Source organism: Xanthobacter wiegelii (genome assembly GCF_043193855.2).
In the GTDB taxonomy this organism is placed as follows: domain Bacteria; phylum Pseudomonadota; class Alphaproteobacteria; order Rhizobiales; family Xanthobacteraceae; genus Xanthobacter; species Xanthobacter flavus_A.
This window is the reverse complement of record NZ_CM195529.1, coordinates 1887757-1905037: the sequence shown is the minus strand read 5'-3', so window position 1 is coordinate 1905037 and position 17281 is coordinate 1887757. Positions and strand designations below refer to the sequence as shown.

Annotated in this window: 18 protein-coding genes; 12 read left to right on the top strand and 6 right to left on the bottom strand. The window is 66.9% G+C overall.

Annotated features, from left to right (window positions below):
- Window positions 1-2: 2 nt before the first annotated feature.
- Window positions 3-533, bottom strand: a complete 531-nt coding sequence (locus V5F63_RS08755; protein WP_209490418.1) for a flavin reductase family protein — start codon at window positions 531-533, stop codon at window positions 3-5.
- A 168-nt stretch (window positions 534-701) separates the two neighbouring features.
- Between V5F63_RS08755 and ruvB the strand changes: the two genes are divergently transcribed.
- The 9 genes from ruvB to V5F63_RS08710 all read left to right on the top strand — a co-directional run bounded on the left by ruvB (window position 702) and on the right by V5F63_RS08710 (window position 8468).
- Window positions 702-1733, top strand: a complete 1032-nt coding sequence (ruvB, locus tag V5F63_RS08750; RefSeq protein ID WP_029557872.1) for a Holliday junction branch migration DNA helicase RuvB — start codon at window positions 702-704, stop codon at window positions 1731-1733.
- 56 nt (window positions 1734-1789) lie between these two features.
- Window positions 1790-2422, top strand: coding sequence for a TetR/AcrR family transcriptional regulator (locus V5F63_RS08745; RefSeq protein ID WP_394029412.1), 633 nt, complete (start codon window positions 1790-1792; stop codon window positions 2420-2422).
- An 83-nt stretch (window positions 2423-2505) separates the two neighbouring features.
- Window positions 2506-2913: a DUF2852 domain-containing protein gene (locus tag V5F63_RS08740; protein WP_394102196.1), complete on the top strand. Its 408-nt coding sequence runs from the start codon at window positions 2506-2508 to the stop codon at window positions 2911-2913.
- A 121-nt stretch (window positions 2914-3034) separates the two neighbouring features.
- Entirely contained in the window at window positions 3035-3544 is a 510-nt protein-coding gene (gene ybgC / locus V5F63_RS08735; RefSeq protein ID WP_209488670.1) for a tol-pal system-associated acyl-CoA thioesterase, read from the top strand.
- A 296-nt stretch (window positions 3545-3840) separates the two neighbouring features.
- Window positions 3841-4647, top strand: a complete 807-nt coding sequence (gene tolQ, locus V5F63_RS08730; protein ID WP_209488669.1) for a protein TolQ — start codon at window positions 3841-3843, stop codon at window positions 4645-4647.
- A gap of 3 nt (window positions 4648-4650) precedes the next feature.
- Window positions 4651-5109 carry a protein TolR gene (tolR, locus tag V5F63_RS08725; protein ID WP_209488668.1) on the top strand — a complete coding sequence of 153 codons (459 nt, stop codon included), beginning with the start codon at window positions 4651-4653 and terminating at the stop codon, window positions 5107-5109.
- A 12-nt stretch (window positions 5110-5121) separates the two neighbouring features.
- A complete protein-coding gene (gene tolA / locus V5F63_RS08720; RefSeq protein ID WP_394029416.1) occupies window positions 5122-6069 on the top strand; it encodes a cell envelope integrity protein TolA in 948 nt (315 codons plus the stop codon).
- A 180-nt stretch (window positions 6070-6249) separates the two neighbouring features.
- On the top strand, window positions 6250-7527 hold the full coding sequence (gene tolB / locus V5F63_RS08715) for a Tol-Pal system beta propeller repeat protein TolB (RefSeq protein WP_245328042.1): 1278 nt from the start codon (window positions 6250-6252) through the stop codon (window positions 7525-7527).
- Between the two features lie 152 nt (window positions 7528-7679).
- Window positions 7680-8468: an inositol monophosphatase family protein gene (locus tag V5F63_RS08710; RefSeq protein WP_394029417.1), complete on the top strand. Its 789-nt coding sequence runs from the start codon at window positions 7680-7682 to the stop codon at window positions 8466-8468.
- Window positions 8469-8623: 155 nt separating this feature from the next.
- Here V5F63_RS08710 and mutL read toward each other — a convergent pair whose 3' ends face one another.
- Window positions 8624-10471, bottom strand: coding sequence for a DNA mismatch repair endonuclease MutL (gene mutL, locus V5F63_RS08705; RefSeq protein ID WP_394102195.1), 1848 nt, complete (start codon window positions 10469-10471; stop codon window positions 8624-8626).
- Between the two features lie 198 nt (window positions 10472-10669).
- Between mutL and map the strand changes: the two genes are divergently transcribed.
- On the top strand, window positions 10670-11497 hold the full coding sequence (gene map, locus V5F63_RS08700) for a type I methionyl aminopeptidase (RefSeq protein WP_209488664.1): 828 nt from the start codon (window positions 10670-10672) through the stop codon (window positions 11495-11497).
- 9 nt (window positions 11498-11506) lie between these two features.
- Window positions 11507-12211: a RadC family protein gene (gene radC / locus V5F63_RS08695; protein ID WP_209488663.1), complete on the top strand. Its 705-nt coding sequence runs from the start codon at window positions 11507-11509 to the stop codon at window positions 12209-12211.
- A gap of 18 nt (window positions 12212-12229) precedes the next feature.
- Here radC and V5F63_RS08690 read toward each other — a convergent pair whose 3' ends face one another.
- The 4 genes from V5F63_RS08690 to petA form a co-directional block, all read right to left on the bottom strand.
- On the bottom strand, window positions 12230-12766 hold the full coding sequence (locus V5F63_RS08690) for an adenine phosphoribosyltransferase (RefSeq protein WP_209488662.1): 537 nt from the start codon (window positions 12764-12766) through the stop codon (window positions 12230-12232).
- Window positions 12767-12937: 171 nt separating this feature from the next.
- Window positions 12938-13780, bottom strand: coding sequence for a cytochrome c1 (locus V5F63_RS08685; RefSeq protein ID WP_209488661.1), 843 nt, complete (start codon window positions 13778-13780; stop codon window positions 12938-12940).
- Between the two features lie 20 nt (window positions 13781-13800).
- Window positions 13801-15075: a cytochrome b gene (locus V5F63_RS08680; protein WP_209488660.1), complete on the bottom strand. Its 1275-nt coding sequence runs from the start codon at window positions 15073-15075 to the stop codon at window positions 13801-13803.
- A 37-nt stretch (window positions 15076-15112) separates the two neighbouring features.
- Window positions 15113-15640 (bottom strand): ubiquinol-cytochrome c reductase iron-sulfur subunit, encoded by a 528-nt coding sequence (petA, locus tag V5F63_RS08675; RefSeq protein WP_209488659.1) that lies wholly within the window; start codon window positions 15638-15640, stop codon window positions 15113-15115.
- A gap of 420 nt (window positions 15641-16060) precedes the next feature.
- On the opposite strand from petA, the gene V5F63_RS08670 reads away from it, so the two are divergent.
- The gene (locus V5F63_RS08670) at window positions 16061-17260 is read left to right on the top strand and encodes a beta-1,3-glucanase family protein (protein WP_209488658.1); all 1200 of its coding nucleotides are present in this window, start codon (window positions 16061-16063) and stop codon (window positions 17258-17260) included.
- The last annotated feature ends 21 nt before the right edge of the window (window positions 17261-17281 follow it).

Genomic DNA, 17281 nt, shown 5'->3' with positions numbered 1-17281 from the left:
GCTCAGGGCATGCGCGAGGCGATCTTCAGTTCTTCGCCATCGACCGAGAAGGTGCCGTAGCCGCGATGGTGGATGGTGCGCGGCGCCTTCTGCGCCGGGTCACGCCACGCCTTCACCACTTCCAGCACGAACAGGTTGAAGCGGTTCACGAGCCGCGTCTCCACTACGCGGCATTCAAGGTTGGCGAAGCACTCCGCCACCAGCGGCGCCTGAACCAGCGCCGCAGGAACGGGCGTGAGCCCGACGGTGGAGAACTTGTCCACCTCTTCGCCGGAGCAGTTGCCCACGGCCACCACCTTCTCCGCCAGCGCCACGGCGGGAATGGCGATGACGCATTCCTTCGTGGTACGCAGTGCCCCGAAGCTGAAATCGGCGGAGGAGACGATGCAGGCGATGAGCGGCGGGGTGAACTCCACCATCATGTGCCAGGACATGGCCATGACGTTGGCCCGCCCCCGCGCCGCCGTCGTGAGCAGGACCACCGGCCCCGGCTCGATCAGCTTGTAGACCTCCGCGAGCGGAAGCTCCTTCATGGCACGGCCCATGGCGACCTCCTGAACTGAAGGCGGCAGGTTTCCACGTGCGGCTCGCGCCCGCATTAATCCAGATCACGCCGGGCCGGTCCGTTCCCCTTCCGTACCCGGCCGGCAGGCACTACAGTCGCGCGAGTCGCTGGTCCCGAGGCGCGCAAGGCTCTCGTCATGAACACCCGCCTCCTCTCCGGCGAAAAGCGCGGCGATGATGCCGCCGATTCCACCCTGCGCCCGCAGCTCCTGTCGGAGTTCGTGGGTCAGGCGCAGGCGCGCGCCAATCTGGAAATCTTCATCAAGGCGGCGCGGGCACGCGGCGAGGCTCTGGACCATGTGCTGTTCGTGGGGCCGCCCGGCCTCGGCAAGACCACGCTGGCGCAGATCATGTCGCGCGAGATGGGCGTGGGCTTCCGCTCCACCTCCGGCCCGGTGATCGCCAAGGCGGGCGACCTGGCCGCCATCCTCACCAATCTCGAAGAGCGCGACGTGCTCTTTATTGACGAAATTCACCGCCTCTCCCCGGCCGTGGAGGAAATCCTCTATCCGGCCATGGAGGATTACGAGCTCGACCTCGTGATCGGCGAGGGCCCCGCTGCCCGTTCGGTGAAGATCTCGCTGCCGAAATTCACGCTGGTGGGGGCCACCACCCGCTCCGGCCTGCTGACCACGCCGCTGCGCGACCGCTTCGGCATTCCCGTCCGGCTCCAGTTCTACACGGTGGAGGAACTGGAGAAGATCGTGGTGCGCGGGGCGCGGGTGATGGGCATCGCCATCGCGCCGGACGGTGCCACCGAAATCGCCCGCCGCGCCCGCGGCACCCCGCGCATCGCCGGGCGGCTGCTGCGGCGGGTGCGTGATTTCGCGCTGGTGGCCGAGGCGGAGCGCATCGACCGCAAGATCGCCGACCGCGCCCTCCTTGCGCTTGAGGTGGATGCCGCCGGTCTCGATGCCATGGACCGGCGCTACCTAACGGTGATCGCTGAATTCTACGGCGGCGGCCCAGTGGGCGTGGATACGCTGGCCGCAGCCCTTTCGGAGCCGCGCGATGCCATCGAGGAAATCGTCGAGCCCTTCCTTGTGCAGCAGGGCTTCATCCAGCGGACCCCGCGCGGGCGGATGCTGACCGGTGCCGCCTTCCGTCATCTCGGTCTCGCCGAACCACCGTCCGTGAAGCAGATGCCGCTGTTCGACGAAGGCGACTGAGCGGCGGTTGACGCCACACTCGACGGCAGCTTCCGCGAAATGTAAAGCACATTGACATGAGCTGGACCCGGAACGGCGAAACGCGCTCCTACCATCACGGCAACCTGCGGGAAGCCCTGATGCAGGCCGCGCTCGACCTCGTGGCCGAGAAAGGCGTCGCCGGCTTCACCTTCGCCGAGGCGGCCCGACGCGCGGGGGTGAGCCCCGCCGCCCCCTACCGCCATTTCCGCGACCGGGACGAACTGCTCGCGGCTGTTGCCACCGCAGGATTCGAGCGGCTCACCGAGACCTTGCAGGCCGCCTGGCAAAGCGGGCGCCCCAAGGCCTCGGAAGCGTTCGAGCGGGTCGGCCGCGCCTATCTCGCCTTCGCCCGCAGCCGGCCGGCCGAATATGTGGCCATGTTCGAATCCGGCCTCTCCCCCGACCGTCACGAGGGTTTGAAGCAGGCCGGGGACAAGGCGTTCGGTGTACTGCGGGAAGCCGCGGAAGTTCTGGTCTCTCACATGCCCGGCCCCGGGCGCCCGCCGGCGCTGATGGTGGCCCTGCATTGTTGGTCCCTCGCCCATGGCATTGCCTCGCTGTTCGGCCGCGCCGATGGTGGCCGGCGCAAGCTGCCCATGGATCCGGACGACCTTCTTGAGGCCGGATTCCTCGTCTATCTGAAAGGCCTCGGCGCGCCCGACGCGTGAGGCGCCGCAGGAGCGCCATTGACAAAAGCCCCCCTCGCCCCTATCTATGTGAATGTTATTTACATTAACCGGGAACGACAGCCATGGAGCTCGCTTACAAGCTCGACAGCTACGGTAAACCGGCGTGGATCGCGCTCACGGTGCTGGGCTTCATGGCCTGGTGGCCGTTGGGCCTCGCGATCCTCGCCTTCGCCATCGGCAGTGGACGGTTCGGATGTGGCAAGCGCAGCTTTGCCCGCTGGCAGGAACAGGGAGGAGAGACGATGAAGGGCTTTGGATGCTGGACCCGTTCGGCTCCCTCCAGCGGCAACCGGGCGTTCGATGAGTATCGCCAGGACACGCTGCGCCGCCTTGAGGAAGAGCAGAAGGACTTCCGCGACTTCCTTGAGCGTCTGCGTCAGGCCAAGGACAAGGCCGAGTTCGACCAGTTCATGGCCGACCGCCGCCGCCGCGCCAACGAGCCGCAGCCGGACACCACCAGCAACGGCTGACCGTTGCTGACGTAACGCCGGTCACGAACGTCGGTACGGTCGCCAACGCCCCCCAGGTTCCGTATCGGCCGAACCGCGCCCTTTGTTCACAAGGGGCGCGGTCTCGTTTATGGGAGGCGCCATGATTGACCGCCCGACACCCTCCCCGTCCGATACGAGCCTCCATCTCGCCGGCCGTCTCATTCCCGGCGGCCATGCGCTGGACGTGCGCGTCTATTACGAGGACACGGATTTCTCCGGCATCGTCTATCACGCCAACTATCTGCGCTTCATGGAGCGTGGCCGCTCGGACTACATGCGGCTGCTGGGCGTGGTGCAGGGCGAACTCTTCGCCCAGGCGGCCGAGGAGGCGCCCGGCTTTCACTTCGTCGTCCGCGCCATGCAGATCGACTTTCTGAAACCCGCGCGCATCGACGACGTGCTGCAGATCGTCACTCTCTCGAAAGATGTCGCGGGCGCGTCCATCACTTTGCTTCAGCAGGTAAAGCGGGGAGATGAACTGCTCGTCTCCGCCACCGTGCGCGTGGCCTTCGTGTCCGAGGGGCGCGCCAAGCGCATCCCTGATTCCCTGCGACAGGCAACGCTCGCCGACGCGCGGGAGGCGGAGGCGCTCGGCGAAATCCGCCGCTAACGCTACGTCATCCGGCGTTTTCCCGCGTTCTACGGCGTTGCGCTAACGCAGCATTAAGCGTGTTCATGCACAGCTTCATCCGGTTGCGGCGCCTTCGCACCGCAGCGTAGACCGGCACGCCCGTCAAAGTTTGGACAGTTTCGCCCGTTCAAAGGGCCGTCAAACTTTGAATGCGACGTCCGGTGCTCGAAACCCGCGCGGCCTTGAGCCGGAGCGGGAGCCGGATGCTTCGGGCGGGGCAGCCCCTCCCGAGCGCAGAAGCGGGCCTCCCGGGGGAGCGCGCCGCGGAGCCGAGGATGATTGATGTGACGAGCCGCACCGGCACCGTTTCCCGCCTGACGCCGGCGATCGCCGCGGCGGCGGGCCTTCTCCTGCTCGGTACCCTGCCCGCCCTCGCCCAGGATCCGATCGGCAGCGCGGCAGCGCCGCCGGCCGCGGACTTCTCCTTCCTCGGCCTGTTCCTGCAGGCCCACATCGTCGTCAAGCTGGTGATGATCGGCCTGATCGTGTCCTCGATCTGGGTCTGGGCCATCGTCATCAACAAATGGATGCTGTTCTCGCGCAACAAGCGCGAGATGGACCGCTTCGAGCAGGTGTTCTGGTCCGGCCAGAGCCTCGAAGACCTCTATCGCACCCTGGCGGGCCGCTCCAATCACGGCATGGCCGCCATCTTCGTCGCGGCGATGCGCGAGTGGAAGCGCACCTACGAGGGCGGCGCCCGCTCCCTCGCCGGCCTCAACCAGCGCATCGACAAGGTGATGAACGTCACCATCGCCCGCGAGGTGGAGCGCCTGGAGACCGGCCTGCTGGTGCTGGCGACCGTCGGTTCCGCCGGCCCCTTCGTCGGCCTGTTCGGCACGGTCTGGGGCATCATGACCTCGTTCCAGTCCATCGCCGCCTCCAAGAACACCTCGCTCGCCGTGGTGGCGCCGGGCATCGCGGAGGCGCTCTTCGCGACCGCGGTGGGCCTCATTGCCGCCATTCCCGCGACGATTTTCTACAACAAGTTCATTTCCCAGGTCGGGCGACAGGCCCAGCGTCTGGAGGGTTTTGCGGACGAGTTCTCCGCCATCCTCTCGCGCCAGATCGACGAGCGGGGCTGAATCATGGGCATGTCGGGCGGAGGGGCGGCAGGATGGCAGAGCCGGCGCTCGCGCCGTCGCGCGCCGCCGGTGATGGCCGAGATCAACGTGACGCCCATGGTGGACGTCATGCTGGTGCTGCTCATCATCTTCATGGTGGCGGCGCCGCTGCTGACGGTGGGCGTTCCCATCGACCTGCCGCAGACGCAGGCGAGCGCGGTGAACCAGGAGAACAAGGACCCGATCACCCTCTCGGTGCGGCCCAACGGCCAGATCTATCTGGGCGACAGCGAGATCAAGTACGAGGATCTGGTCTCGAAGTTGCAGGCGGTGACGCAGGCGCGCGGGGGCTTCGAGGAGCGCATCTTCGTGCGCGGCGACAAGAACGCCAATTACGGGCAGATCATGCGGGTCATGGGCCGCCTGTCGGGGGCAGGTTTCAAGAAGGTGGCGCTGGTCACCGAGGTCGAGCAGGGAGGCTGAACCATCAACCCCATGCGCAGCAGCCTCGCAGCATCGACGGCGCTCCATGTGGGCGTTCTCGTCCTCACCCTGGTGACCTTCTCCGGGGCGAAGCCGCTTGACCCGATGATGCAGGACATTCCCGTCGACGTTATTACCTCCTCCGAATACACCAAGCTGACCCGAGGCGCGCTGAACGGGCAGAAGTCCGAGAAGCCGAAGCAGGTGGCCGAGAAGGTCGCCGCGCCGACGCCAATCGAGGATCCCAAGCTCAAGGCCAGCGAGAAGCCGCCGGTCGAGGCCACCGCTCCGCCCCCGCCTCCGCCGCCCCCGCCCCCGCAGAAGGCCGAGCAGCCGACGCCCCCCAAGGCAGAGCAGGCGCCGCCGCCCAAGGAAACGGCGGAGGTGGCGCTGAAGAACGAGCCGAAGAAGCAGGAGCAGCCGCAGGAGCAGGCCAAGGCGGAGGCCGCCCCGCCCCTGCCCCCGCGCAAGCCCGCGCCGCCGCGCGAGCAGCCCAAGCCCATCGAGGCCAACGCGCCCTCGCGGGAGTTCAATACCGACCAGATCAAGGAATTGATCGACAAGCGCACGCCCACCCGCCAGGTGGCCAGCGCGGGCGAGATTTCGAACACCTCCTCCATCGGCGCACCGAGCGGACAGGCGGCGACCCTCAGCATCAATGAGATCGACGCCTTCAAGCGCCGCCTGAAGACGTGCTGGGGCACGATGCCTGGCAATCTCACCGCGCCGCCCCCGGTGGACGTGGACATCTTCTTCAACAAGGACGGCACCCTGTCGGCGCAGCCCCGGATCGTTCCGGGACAGGCGAATGCGGGCAACCCGGCCTTCCAGGCGGTGGCGAGCATCGGCATCCGGGCGATCATCCAGTGCCAGCCCTACACGATGTTCCAACCCGAGAAATACGCTTCTTCGTGGAAGACGCTGGGCATCACCCTCAGCGACAAGCTCTTTACCCAATAACAGGCTGGCGCCCCCGGCGGCCCGCGCCGCCGGCCCCTCGGGCGCGGCGTGACCCGAAAGAACGAGGATAAAATGACGCGGTCCGGACGCCCGGAAGCCTTCCAGCGCCCACTCGATGAGGCTGACGCCGCCGGCGCGCTCACGCGCGGCCTCGGCCGCCGCGCCTTCCTGAGGACCGGCATGGCCGCCGGCGCCGCCGGGATGCTGGGCGGCTTCGGCCCCGCCCACGCGCAGGGCCGCATCGAGATCACGCCCGGCGCCTTCAAGCCCATCCCCATCGCCATCACCGACCTGCTGGGCGAGCCGGAACTCGGGCGCAACATCTCCGGCGTCATCACCTCGGACCTGCGCCGCTGCGGCCTGTTCGCGCCCATCGATCCGAAGGCGTTCGTCGAGCAGATCACCAATCCCGACACCCCGCGCTTCCAGGACTGGCGCGTCATCAACGCCCAGGCGCTGCTCACCGGCCGCGTCACCCGGCAGGCGGACGGGCGCGTGCAGGTGGTGTTCCGCCTGTGGGACGTGTTCGCCGGGCAGCAACTCGCCGCCCAGCAGTTCGTGGCGCAGCCGGAGAACTGGCGACGCATCGCCCACATCGTCGCCGATGCCATCTATGAGAAGATGACCGGCGAGAAGGGCTATTTCGATACCCGCATCGTCTTCGTGGACGAGAGCGGGCCGAAGGAACGCCGCATCAAGCGCCTCGCCATCATGGACCAGGATGGCGCCAACGTGAGCTATCTCACCCGCGGCGACAGCCTGGTGCTGACCCCGCGCTTCTCGCCCACCAGCCAGGAAATCACCTACATGTCCTACGGGCAGGGTGATCCGCGCGTATTCCTGCTGAACATCGAGACCGGCCAGCGGGAGATCGTCGGCAATTTCCCCGGCATGAGCTTCGCGCCCCGCTTCGCGCCGGACGGGCAGAAGGTGATCCTGAGCCTCCAGCAGGGCGGCAACTCGAACATCTTCGTCATGGACCTGCGCTCGCGCGCGACAACCCGCCTGACCGATACGGCGGCCATCGATACCGCCCCATGCTATTCGCCGGACGGGCGGCAGATCTGCTTCGAGAGCGACCGGGGCGGCACCTCCCAGATCTATGTGATGAACGCGGACGGGTCCGGCGCGAAGCGTATCTCTTTCGGAAACGCCCGCTATTCGACGCCAGTCTGGTCACCCAAAGGCGATTGGATCGCATTTACCCGCCAAGGCGATGGTCGTTTCGCTATCGGCGTGATGCGCACCGACGGCTCGGGCGAGCGGGTCCTCACCGAGGGCTATCACAATGAGGGGCCGACCTTCTGCCCCAACGGCCGCGTGCTCATGTTCTTCCGCGATCCGGGCGGCGCCTCCGGCCCCTCGCTCTATACGGTCGATGTGACCGGCTACAACGAGCAGCGCCTGCCGACCCCGAGCTACGGGTCGGATCCGGCGTGGTCTCCGCTGCGCTCCTAAGATTAGCTGGCTACCTCCAACTTCTCTTGGGGCGCGGCTGAACGCGCCTTGACGAGGGGAGCCAAGGCGGGCAAACGCAGGTCCAACCCCTCTTCCCTGCCCGCTGCCCCGGCGACGGGCGCGCCGGCTTTCGGCCTCACGTCAGGTTTTTCATGATCCGCTCGCCCCTCATCACCGTCATGGTCCAGGCCGTCCGCAAGGCCGGGCGCACGCTCGCCCGCGATTTCGGCGAGGTGGAGCAGCTTCAGGTCTCCATGAAGGGTCCCGGCGATTTCGTTTCTGCCGCCGACCGCAAGGCCGAGGACACCATCTTCGCCGAACTCTCCCGCGCCCGTCCCAACTACGGCTTCCTGATGGAAGAGCGCGGCGCGGTGGAGGGCACGGACCCGGCCAACACCTGGGTGGTCGATCCCCTCGACGGCACCACCAACTTCCTGCACGGCATCCCGATCTTCTCCATCTCGCTGGCGCTGGTGCGCAACGGCGTGCCGGTGGCGGGCGTCATCTACAATCCCGTCAGCGACGAGCTTTACGTGGCCGAGAGCGGCCAGGGCGCCTATCTCAACGAGCGGCGCATCCGCGTCGCTGCGCGGCGCAAGCTTGCCGATTGCGTCGTGTGCTGCGGCCTGCCCCACATGGGCCGCGGCAACCATGACCAGTTCAACCGCGAGCTCGAGCTGGTACAGCCGCAGGTTTCGGGCCTCCGCCGCACCGGCTCCGCCGCCATCGACCTCGCCTGGACCGCCGCCGGCCGCTTCGACGCCTTCTGGGAGCGCAACCTGTCGCCGTGGGACATGGCGGCCGGCATCATCATGGTGCGCGAGGCGGGCGGCTATGTCTCCGACATGGACGACGGCGACAAGATGCTGGACAACGGCCACATCGTTGCCGGCAACGAACTGATCCGGCGCGACCTGCAGAAGCTCCTGAAGAAGGCCTGAGGCGGGCGGGTTTCTGCCCTGCCTTTCCTAATGGCCGTCATCGCCCGCCTTGTGCGGGCGATCCACGCTTGGGCTTGGTCCGGCGTGCATCCTGTCAGAGCAGGACCATCGGATGAGTGGAGCCCCCGGACCATCCGTGGGATGACGGCGGCTCCCTAGCGCCGCGCGAACAGCTTCTCCACGTCCTTCAGCGAAAGCGTGACGAAGGTCGGCCGGCCGTGGTTGCACTCGCCGGCATTGGGCGTCTGCTCCATCTCCCGCAGCAGCGCGTTCATCTCCTCCACCCGAAGCCGCCGCCCCGCCCGCACCGAGCCGTGGCAGGCCATGGTGGCGGCCACATGCAGCAGGCGCCGCTCCAGCGGCAAGGCATCGTCCCATTCGGCCGCGTGCTCGGCGAGGTCGGTGACGAGGCGGGTCACGTCCGCATCCTTCAGCACAGCCGGCACCTCCCGCACCAGCACCGCACCGGGGCCGAACGGCTCCAGCACCAGGCCCAGCGCCGCAAGGTCGGCGGCCCGGTCGGTGAGGCGGTCGGCGTCGGCGGGGTCGAGGTCCACCACGGCCGGGATCAGCAGCCCCTGCCGCGCTACGCCATCGCGCTCCATGGCGGCCTTGAGCTTCTCGTAGACGAGGCGCTCATGGGCGGCATGCTGGTCGATGAGGACCAGCCCCTCGCGGGTCTGGGCAACGATATAGGTCTCGTGCAATTGCGCGCGGGCCGCCCCCAGCGGCCGGTCGAGATCGACGGCAGAGACGGGCGCGGCATCGGCCCGCGCATCGGCCGACGGCTCGGCGATCTCGAGGCGCACCTGCTCTTCACTGGAGCGGAAAGCCTCGGGCCGGGCCGGCGACTGGCGCCAGTCGTAATCGAGCCGTGGCGCCGGCCGGAAGCCGGCGAAGGCCCCGCCGCGCTCGGGTTCGGCGAGACCGGAGGCAGCGCGGGGCGGCAGCGTGGGCGTTTGCGCCAGTGCCACGAGACGGTCCGCCATGGTGGCGGCAGTGGAGGGGATGCGGGCGGCGAGCGCATCGGAGAGCGTGCGCACGATGAGCGCCCGCACGTTGCCGCCATCGCGGAACCGCACCTCGGTCTTGGCGGGATGGACGTTCACGTCCACATCGCGCGGATCGAGGGTGAAGAACAGGGCCAGAACCGGGTAGCGATCGGACGGCAGCAGGTCCGCATAGGCCGCGCGCACCGCGCCCATCAGCAGCTTGTCGCGCACCGGGCGACCGTTCACGAACAGGTACTGGCTCAGCGAATTGGCCTTGGAGAAGGTCGGCAGGCCGGCGAGGCCATCGAGCCGCACGCCCTCCCGCAGGCCGGACACGGCGATCACATTGCGACCGGCGTCGGCACCGAGCACGTCGGCGAGCCGTTGCGCCCGGCCGGCCTCGTCGTCAGGGCGAGCCGGGAAGGTCACCGGCGCGCGCTCGTCGGTGGCGAGGGTGAAGGCCACGTCGGGTCGGGCCAGCGCGAGGCGCCGCACCACGTCCGCCGCAGCAGCAGCTTCCGCGCGATCGGATTTCAGGAACTTGAGACGGGCCGGCGTGGCGTAGAACAGGTCGCGCACCTCCACCCGCGTTCCGCCCCCCAGCGCCGCAGGGCGGGGCGGCGTGACCACCCCGCCATCCACCCGCACCTCGAAGGCGTGGTCAGCGCCCGGCGGGCGGCTGGCGATGGAAAGATGCGCCACCGCGCCGATGGAGGGCAGCGCCTCGCCCCGGAAGCCGAGGGTGGCGATGGCCAGAAGGTCCTCGCCGGAGAGCTTGGAGGTGGCGTGGCGCTCCACGCACAGAGCGAGATCGTCCGGCCCCATGCCCGACCCGTCGTCGGTGATGCGCACGAGGCGCCGGCCGCCGCCCTGGATCACCACCTCGATGCTGCGCGCCCCGGCATCGAGTGCGTTCTCCACCAGTTCCTTCACCACCGCAGCCGGCCGCTCCACCACCTCGCCGGCGGCGATGCGGTCGATAAGGATGGGCGGCAGGCGGCGAATGGACATGGTGCTCTTCGCGATTCGAACCGCGCGATCTTAAGGGCTCCCCCCGGCCGCGTGAAATCGCTGCAAACCCGCCGAAATGCATGCGCCCAAAGGGCCGCCGCAACGGCCGAGCTTGCTTTGACGCCGGCAAGGACTAATTGTGTAGTCTGTATCCTAAGGAACGGGACGGCTCCGCGCGCCGTCCGCGAAGGCAGCGTCATGAATTATGTTGAGGCGGCGAATGCGCCGCTGCGCAAGACCGGCCATATCAAGCTCTATGGGCCGCAAGGCTTCGAGGGCATGCGCCGGGCCGGCGCGCTGACCGCTCAGGCGCTCGATGCCGTATCGGAAATGATCGGGCCCGGCGTGACGACCAGCGCCATCGACCAGCTCATCTTCGACTTCGCCATGGACCATGGCGCCTATCCCGCAACGCTGATGTACCGTGGCTACCGTTATTCGGTCTGCACCTCGGTCAATCACGTGGTGTGCCACGGCATGCCGAACGCCCGCCCGCTGCGCGACGGCGACATCGTGAACGTGGACGTGACCCTCGTGCTCGACGGCTGGTACGGCGATTCGAGCCGCATGTTTGCAGTGGGGGCCATCCCGCGCCGGGCTGAGCGGCTGCTGGACGTGACCTATGAGGCGATGATGCGCGGCATACGCGCCATCCGTCCGGGCGCCCATGTGGGCGACATCGGCGCGGCCATCCAGGAGTTCGTGGAACCGCAGCACATGAGCGTGGTGCGCGACTTCTGCGGCCACGGTGTGGGCCAGGTGTTCCACGACGAGCCCAACATCGTGCATGTGGGCCGCCGCGGCGAGGGGCCGAAGCTGGTGCCCGGCATGATCTTCACCGTGGAGCCGATGATCAACCTCGGCCGCCCGCACGTGAAGGTGCTCTCCGACGGCTGGACCGCGGTGACGCGGGACCGTTCGCTCTCCGCCCAGTTCGAGCACGCGGTGGGCGTGACGGAGACCGGCGTCGAGATCTTCACCCTGAGCCCGAAGGGCTATCACAAGCCGCCTTACGTCACCGCCTGAGGGAGCCGGATGGCCGAAGCGCCGGAAGACGGCCTGAACGAGGCGCCCCACTTCCATGGGCATCGCGACCGGCTTCGCGCGCGCTTCCGCTCGGCCGGGGCGCTGGCGCTGGCGGATTACGAACTGCTGGAGCTGGTGCTGTTCCGCGCCGTGCCGCGCCGGGACGTGAAGCCCCTCGCCAAGGCCCTCGTCGACCGCTTCGGCTCGTTCGCAGAGGTGGTCGCCGCGCCGGTGCATCTGCTGGGCGAGGTGCCCGGCGTGAAGGATGCCATCATCACCGAGCTGAAGGTGGTGGAGGCGGCGGCCCAGCGCCTCGCCAAGGGCCAGGTGAAGCGCCGGCCAGCGCTCTCGTCCTGGAGTGCGGTGATCGATTATTGCCGCACCGCCATGGCCTATGCCGACCGCGAGCAGGTGCGGGTGCTGTTCCTCGACAAGCGCAACCAGCTGATCGCCGACGAGGTGTTGCAGACCGGCACCGTGGACCACGCTCCGGTCTATCCCCGTGAGGTGGTGAAGCGGGCGCTGGAGGTCTCGGCCTCGGCGCTCATCCTCTGCCACAACCACCCGTCTGGGGACCCCACCCCCTCGCGCGCCGACATCGACATGACCCGCCGCATCATCGACGTGGCCAAGCCCCTCGGCATCGAGGTGCATGACCACATCATCGTCGGCAAGGACGGCCACGCGAGCCTCAAGGGCCTGCGGCTGATCTGAGCCCGCCGCCGGGGCTGATCAGTGCCCCTCGAAAGCCACCAGCGTGCGCACGGCGACGCCGAGGCCGCGCAGCTTCTCCGCGCCGCCCAGGTCCGGCAGATCGACGATGAAGCAGGCCGCCTCCACCACCGCGCCGCACTGCTGCAGCAGCTTTACGGCCCCGGTGGCGGTGCCTCCGGTGGCGATCAGATCGTCCACCAGAAGCACCCGCTGGCCGGGCGTGATGGCATCCACATGCATCTCGATCTCGTCCTCGCCATATTCGAGGGCGTAGGCCATGCGCACGGTCTGATGGGGCAGCTTGCCCTTCTTGCGGATGGGTACGAAGCCGGCCGAGAGCTGATGTGCCACCGCCCCGCCGAGGATGAAGCCGCGGGCCTCGATACCGGCCACCTTGTCGATCTTCGCGCCGGCCCAGGGCTGGACCAGTTCGTCCACCGCCCGGCGGAAGGCGCGGGCATCACCGAGCAGGGTGGTGATGTCGCGGAACAGGATGCCTGGCTTGGGATAATTCTCGATGGTGCGGATGGACGCGGCGAAATCGGCAGGGGTCATGACAGGCTCCGGTTTGGCGGAGAAGCTAAGGCCGCGGCGGCGGCGGGGAAAGCTGCGAAACAACGGAAAGGGCCGACGCCGCGAACTCGTGATCCAGTCTGTGGTCAGCACGAAAAAGGGCCCCTCGCGGGGCCCTTGATCGCTCGATCAGGATCGTGTCGTCGCGCCCGGTCAGTGCGCGACGTTCGACCAGACCTTCTTCTTGGTGAAATAGAGCAGGCCGCCGAGCACGATCAGGAAGATCATGACCTGGAAGCCGATGCGCTTGCGCTGGTCGAGGTGCGGCTCGGCCACCCACATCATGAAGGCCGACACGTCCTGCGAATATTGGTCGACCGTCTGGGGCGAGCCGTCCGTGTAGTCGACCTGGCCGTCGCTGAGCGGCTTCGGCATGGCGATCTGGTGGCCGGGGAAATAGGTGTTGTAGTGCAGGCCCGGCTGCACATGGGCATCCGCCGGCGCATCCACGTAGCCGGTGAGCAGCGCGTGGATGTAGTCCACGCCATGCTCCTGGTACTGGATGAAGGCGTCGGTGATGAAGCCGGGGAAGCCGACGTGGTAGGAGCGGGCCTTGGCCAGCACCGAGAAGTCCGGCGGCAGGGCACCGCCATTGGCGGCGCGGGCGGCGTTGTCGTTGGGGAACGGCGCGGGCCAGTGATCGGACAGGCGGCCGGGACGCTGGAACATGTCGCCAGAATCGTTGGGGCCGTCGGTGATCTGGTACTCGCTCGCCACCTGCTTCGCCTGCGCCTCGGTGAAGCCGGGGCCGCCGGGCTGGGCGAGGTTGCGGAAGTACAGGTAGTTGGCCGAGTGGCACGCGGCGCAGACTTCCTTGAACACCTTGAAGCCGCGCTGCAGCTGCGCGGGATCATACATGCCGAACGGCCCGGCGAAGGACCACGACATGCGATGCGGACGCGGCGATGCGCCTTCCGCGGCCTGCGCGCCGGAGGCGCCCACTGTCAGGAGCAGTGCCGCCGCGACGGCACCGAAGAGAGAGCTACGAATGGTCATTGCTGGTCTCTCCGCGCCGATCACTTGGTCTCAGGACCGGCCGCCCCGGCGACCACCACCGCTCCGCCCTTCGACTTCGCGAGCACGGCATCCGCGATGGAGGCCGGCACGGGCTTGGGGCGCTCGAACAGGCCGAGCAGCGGCAGGATCACGAGGAAGTGGATGAAGTAGTAGGCCGTCAGGATGCGCGAGACGATGAGCGCGCCGCCCTCGGCGGGCTGGGAGCCCATGTAGCCGAGGAGGACGGCAACCACCGCGAACACCCAGAAGAACTGGCGGTACAGCGGACGGTACTTGGCCGAGCGCACCTTGGAGGTGTCGAGCCACGGCAGGAAGGCCAGCACCGCGATCGCCGCAAACATGGCGAGCACGCCGCCGAGCTTGTCCGGGATGGAGCGCAGGATCGCGTAGAACGGCAGGAAGTACCATTCGGGCACGATGTGCGCCGGCGTGGAGAGCGGGTTGGCCGGGATGTAGTTGTCCGAGTGGCCGAGATAGTTCGGGATGTAGAAGATGAACCAGGAGAAGAAGATCAGGAACACCACCATGGCGAAGGTGTCCTTGATCGTCGCGTAGGGGGTGAAGGGCACGGTGTCCTTCGACACGCTCTTGATGTCCACGCCGTCCGGGTTGTTCTGGCCCACGTGGTGGAGCGCCCAGATGTGGAGCCCGACCACGCCGGCGATCATGAACGGCAGGAGATAGTGCAGCGAGAAGAAGCGGTTCAGCGTGGGATCACCGACCGAATAGCCGCCCCACAGCCACTCCACGATGGTGGTGCCGACCCAGGGGACCGCCGAGAACAGGTTCGTGATGACGGTGGCGCCCCAGAACGACATCTGGCCCCAGGGGAGCACGTAGCCCATGAAGGCGGTCGCCATCATGAGCAGGTAGATGATGACGCCGAGGATCCAGAGCACTTCGCGGGGGGCCTTGTAGGACCCGTAGTACATGCCGCGGAAGATGTGGATATAGACCGCGATGAAGAACATCGAGGCGCCGTTGGCGTGGATGTAGCGGATCAGCCAGCCGTAGTTCACGTCGCGCATGATGTGCTCGACGCGGGCGAACGAGATCGGCGCGTAGGCCACGTAATGCATGGCCAGCACGATGCCGGACACGATCTGGCACACGAGCATGAAGCTCAGGATCGCGCCGAAGGTCCACATGTAATTCAGATTCTTCGGCACCGGATAGGCGATGGCCGAGGAATGGATCAGCCCGACGATCGGCAAGCGGCTCTCGAACCACTGCGCGACCTTCCCCTTGGGCTGGTAGGTGGAATGTCCTTCCATGAGTCCAACCTTTTTGAAAGCGGCGACGATGCGCGCGTCAGCCGATCACGATCTTTGTGTCGGTGGTGAAGGCGTAGGGCGGCAATTCGAGATTGAGCGGCGCCGGTCCCTGCCGGATGCGGCCGGACGTGTCGTACACCGAGCCGTGGCAGGGGCAGAACCAGCCATTGTACTGGCCCTGATGGCCGAGCGGCACGCAACCGAGGTGCGTGCAGATGCCGATCACAACCAGCCACTGCTCCTTGCCGGCCTTCACGCGGGCCGAATCGGGCTGCGGGTCGGGCAGCGCGGAAAGGGGGGTATCCACCGCCGACTTGATCTCCTCCGGGGTGCGATGGGAGATGAAGATGGGCTTGCCGCGCCACTGCACCGTGACGATTTGGCCTTCGGCGATGGGGGACAGGTCCACCTCGGTGGTGGACAGCGCGAGCACGGACGCATCGGGCTGCAGCTGGGAGATGAAGGGCCACGCCATGGCTGCGGCGCCGACAGCGCCCACGGCGCCGGTTGCGATGTAGAGGAAGTCCCGACGCGTCGTCGTGTCCGACGTCTCCGTATGTGCCACGGCGCAGTCCCCGATAATGTTGTCGTCCCGACGCACGTCCCTCAGCCGCCAGCAAAACCGCCGGCTACAGGCCGCACGCACCTGCGCGGCCGCATGGACATGCGAGCCGCCAATTTCAAGCGCCTCTAATTGCACCCTAGCCCCATCTTGTCCAGATCATGGCGATGCGGCACGCGGTCCTGCACTGCGACAGATGCGTGTCGCTACGTGAGGTCGGGCGGCGACGCTCCGGAAGGCTGTGACGGCACGCTCCGACCCGGCTTAAGGCCAAGATCAAGCATTGCACGAGCCCAGACCAAGCGTTAGCTTGGCTTTGCTTTCCTAAGGCATGCCTAGCCTCGTCCTGCCCGCGTCGGCCCAACCCGCGCCGGACCGCATGAGCCGGTTTGCCGCACGCCAATCAGACTCGGGGGAGAACACATGGCAAGACGCATTCTGGCCTGCCTTGCGGCAGTGGCCGGCATCGGCGCGGCGGGGACTGCTTATGCCCAAACCGTCCCGGTGACGATCGTGAACAAGACCGGCATCAACGGGAAGATGTTCGTTACGGTATATGGACAGGAACTGAACGGGAAATCCTTCGTCTATTTTGATGCCGCCGGAAACAAGAAGACCTTCTCGAGCGCCAACCCGACGCCGACCGACTACGGCTTCAACACCACGGGCAGCTCCATTACCTTCAATGTCCAGCAAGTCGTTTCGGCCCGGGTCTACGTCTCGTTCTGCCAGCCGGCCTACATCACGGTCAGCCTGAACGGAGACCAGATCTACGCACCCAACACTCCGGCGCCGTGGTCGCCATCCGACAAGAACTACAGCACTGTTCTGGATTTCGCCGAATTCAACTACAATAACGCGGCATCGCCGCCTTTCGACGTCGACATCACGCAGGTGGATACGCTCGGCATCCCCATGCAGCTGAACCTGAAAAGCGCCAGCCAGAACCTGACCTCCGGCTTCAACAACGCCACGTCGGGCCCGACAATCCTTGCCAGCCTCTCGGCAGCCCCGTGGAACAAGCTCATCGTCCGGGACAGCAAGAAGCGCGCGCTTCGCGTGCTGATCCCCGAAAAGGCTATGATCCTCCCGTCCAGTGATCCGAATTATTTCCCGAACACATTTCTAGATAACTATATAAATCGGGTTTGGACGAATTTTGCCCAGCCTGGAAAAAGCTTCACGCTCAAGAGCGGGAACACGACTTACACTGGCACCGTTGTCAACAATCAGCTTCAGCTCAAGCCCGCCTCGGGGCAGACAGCGGTTTTCGGCAAGCCGAGCACGCTATATGCTTGGCAGAATGGCGCCCCGGTCGTGAGCGCCGGCGGGGCCCCCGTGGGCGACCTCCAGCGTTACATCCAGGCCGCACTTCTGCGTTCGATCTTCCTGACGAACAAGGATATTTCAGCCTGCCCGGTGAAGAACGCCTATACGCAGACGCCGGTGAACCTCTACGCCAGCACCATGCACGCCAATTCGATCCGTGGCGGCGCCTATGCCTTTGCCTATGACGACGTGTGCGAGAACAGCAGCAACATTGGCCTCGCCAACCCCACCCAGCTGACCATCACGCTGATGCCGCTTGATGTCACCTGGTCCAAGATGACGTGCAGCAACTGACCTGACGACCCGCTCCGGCGG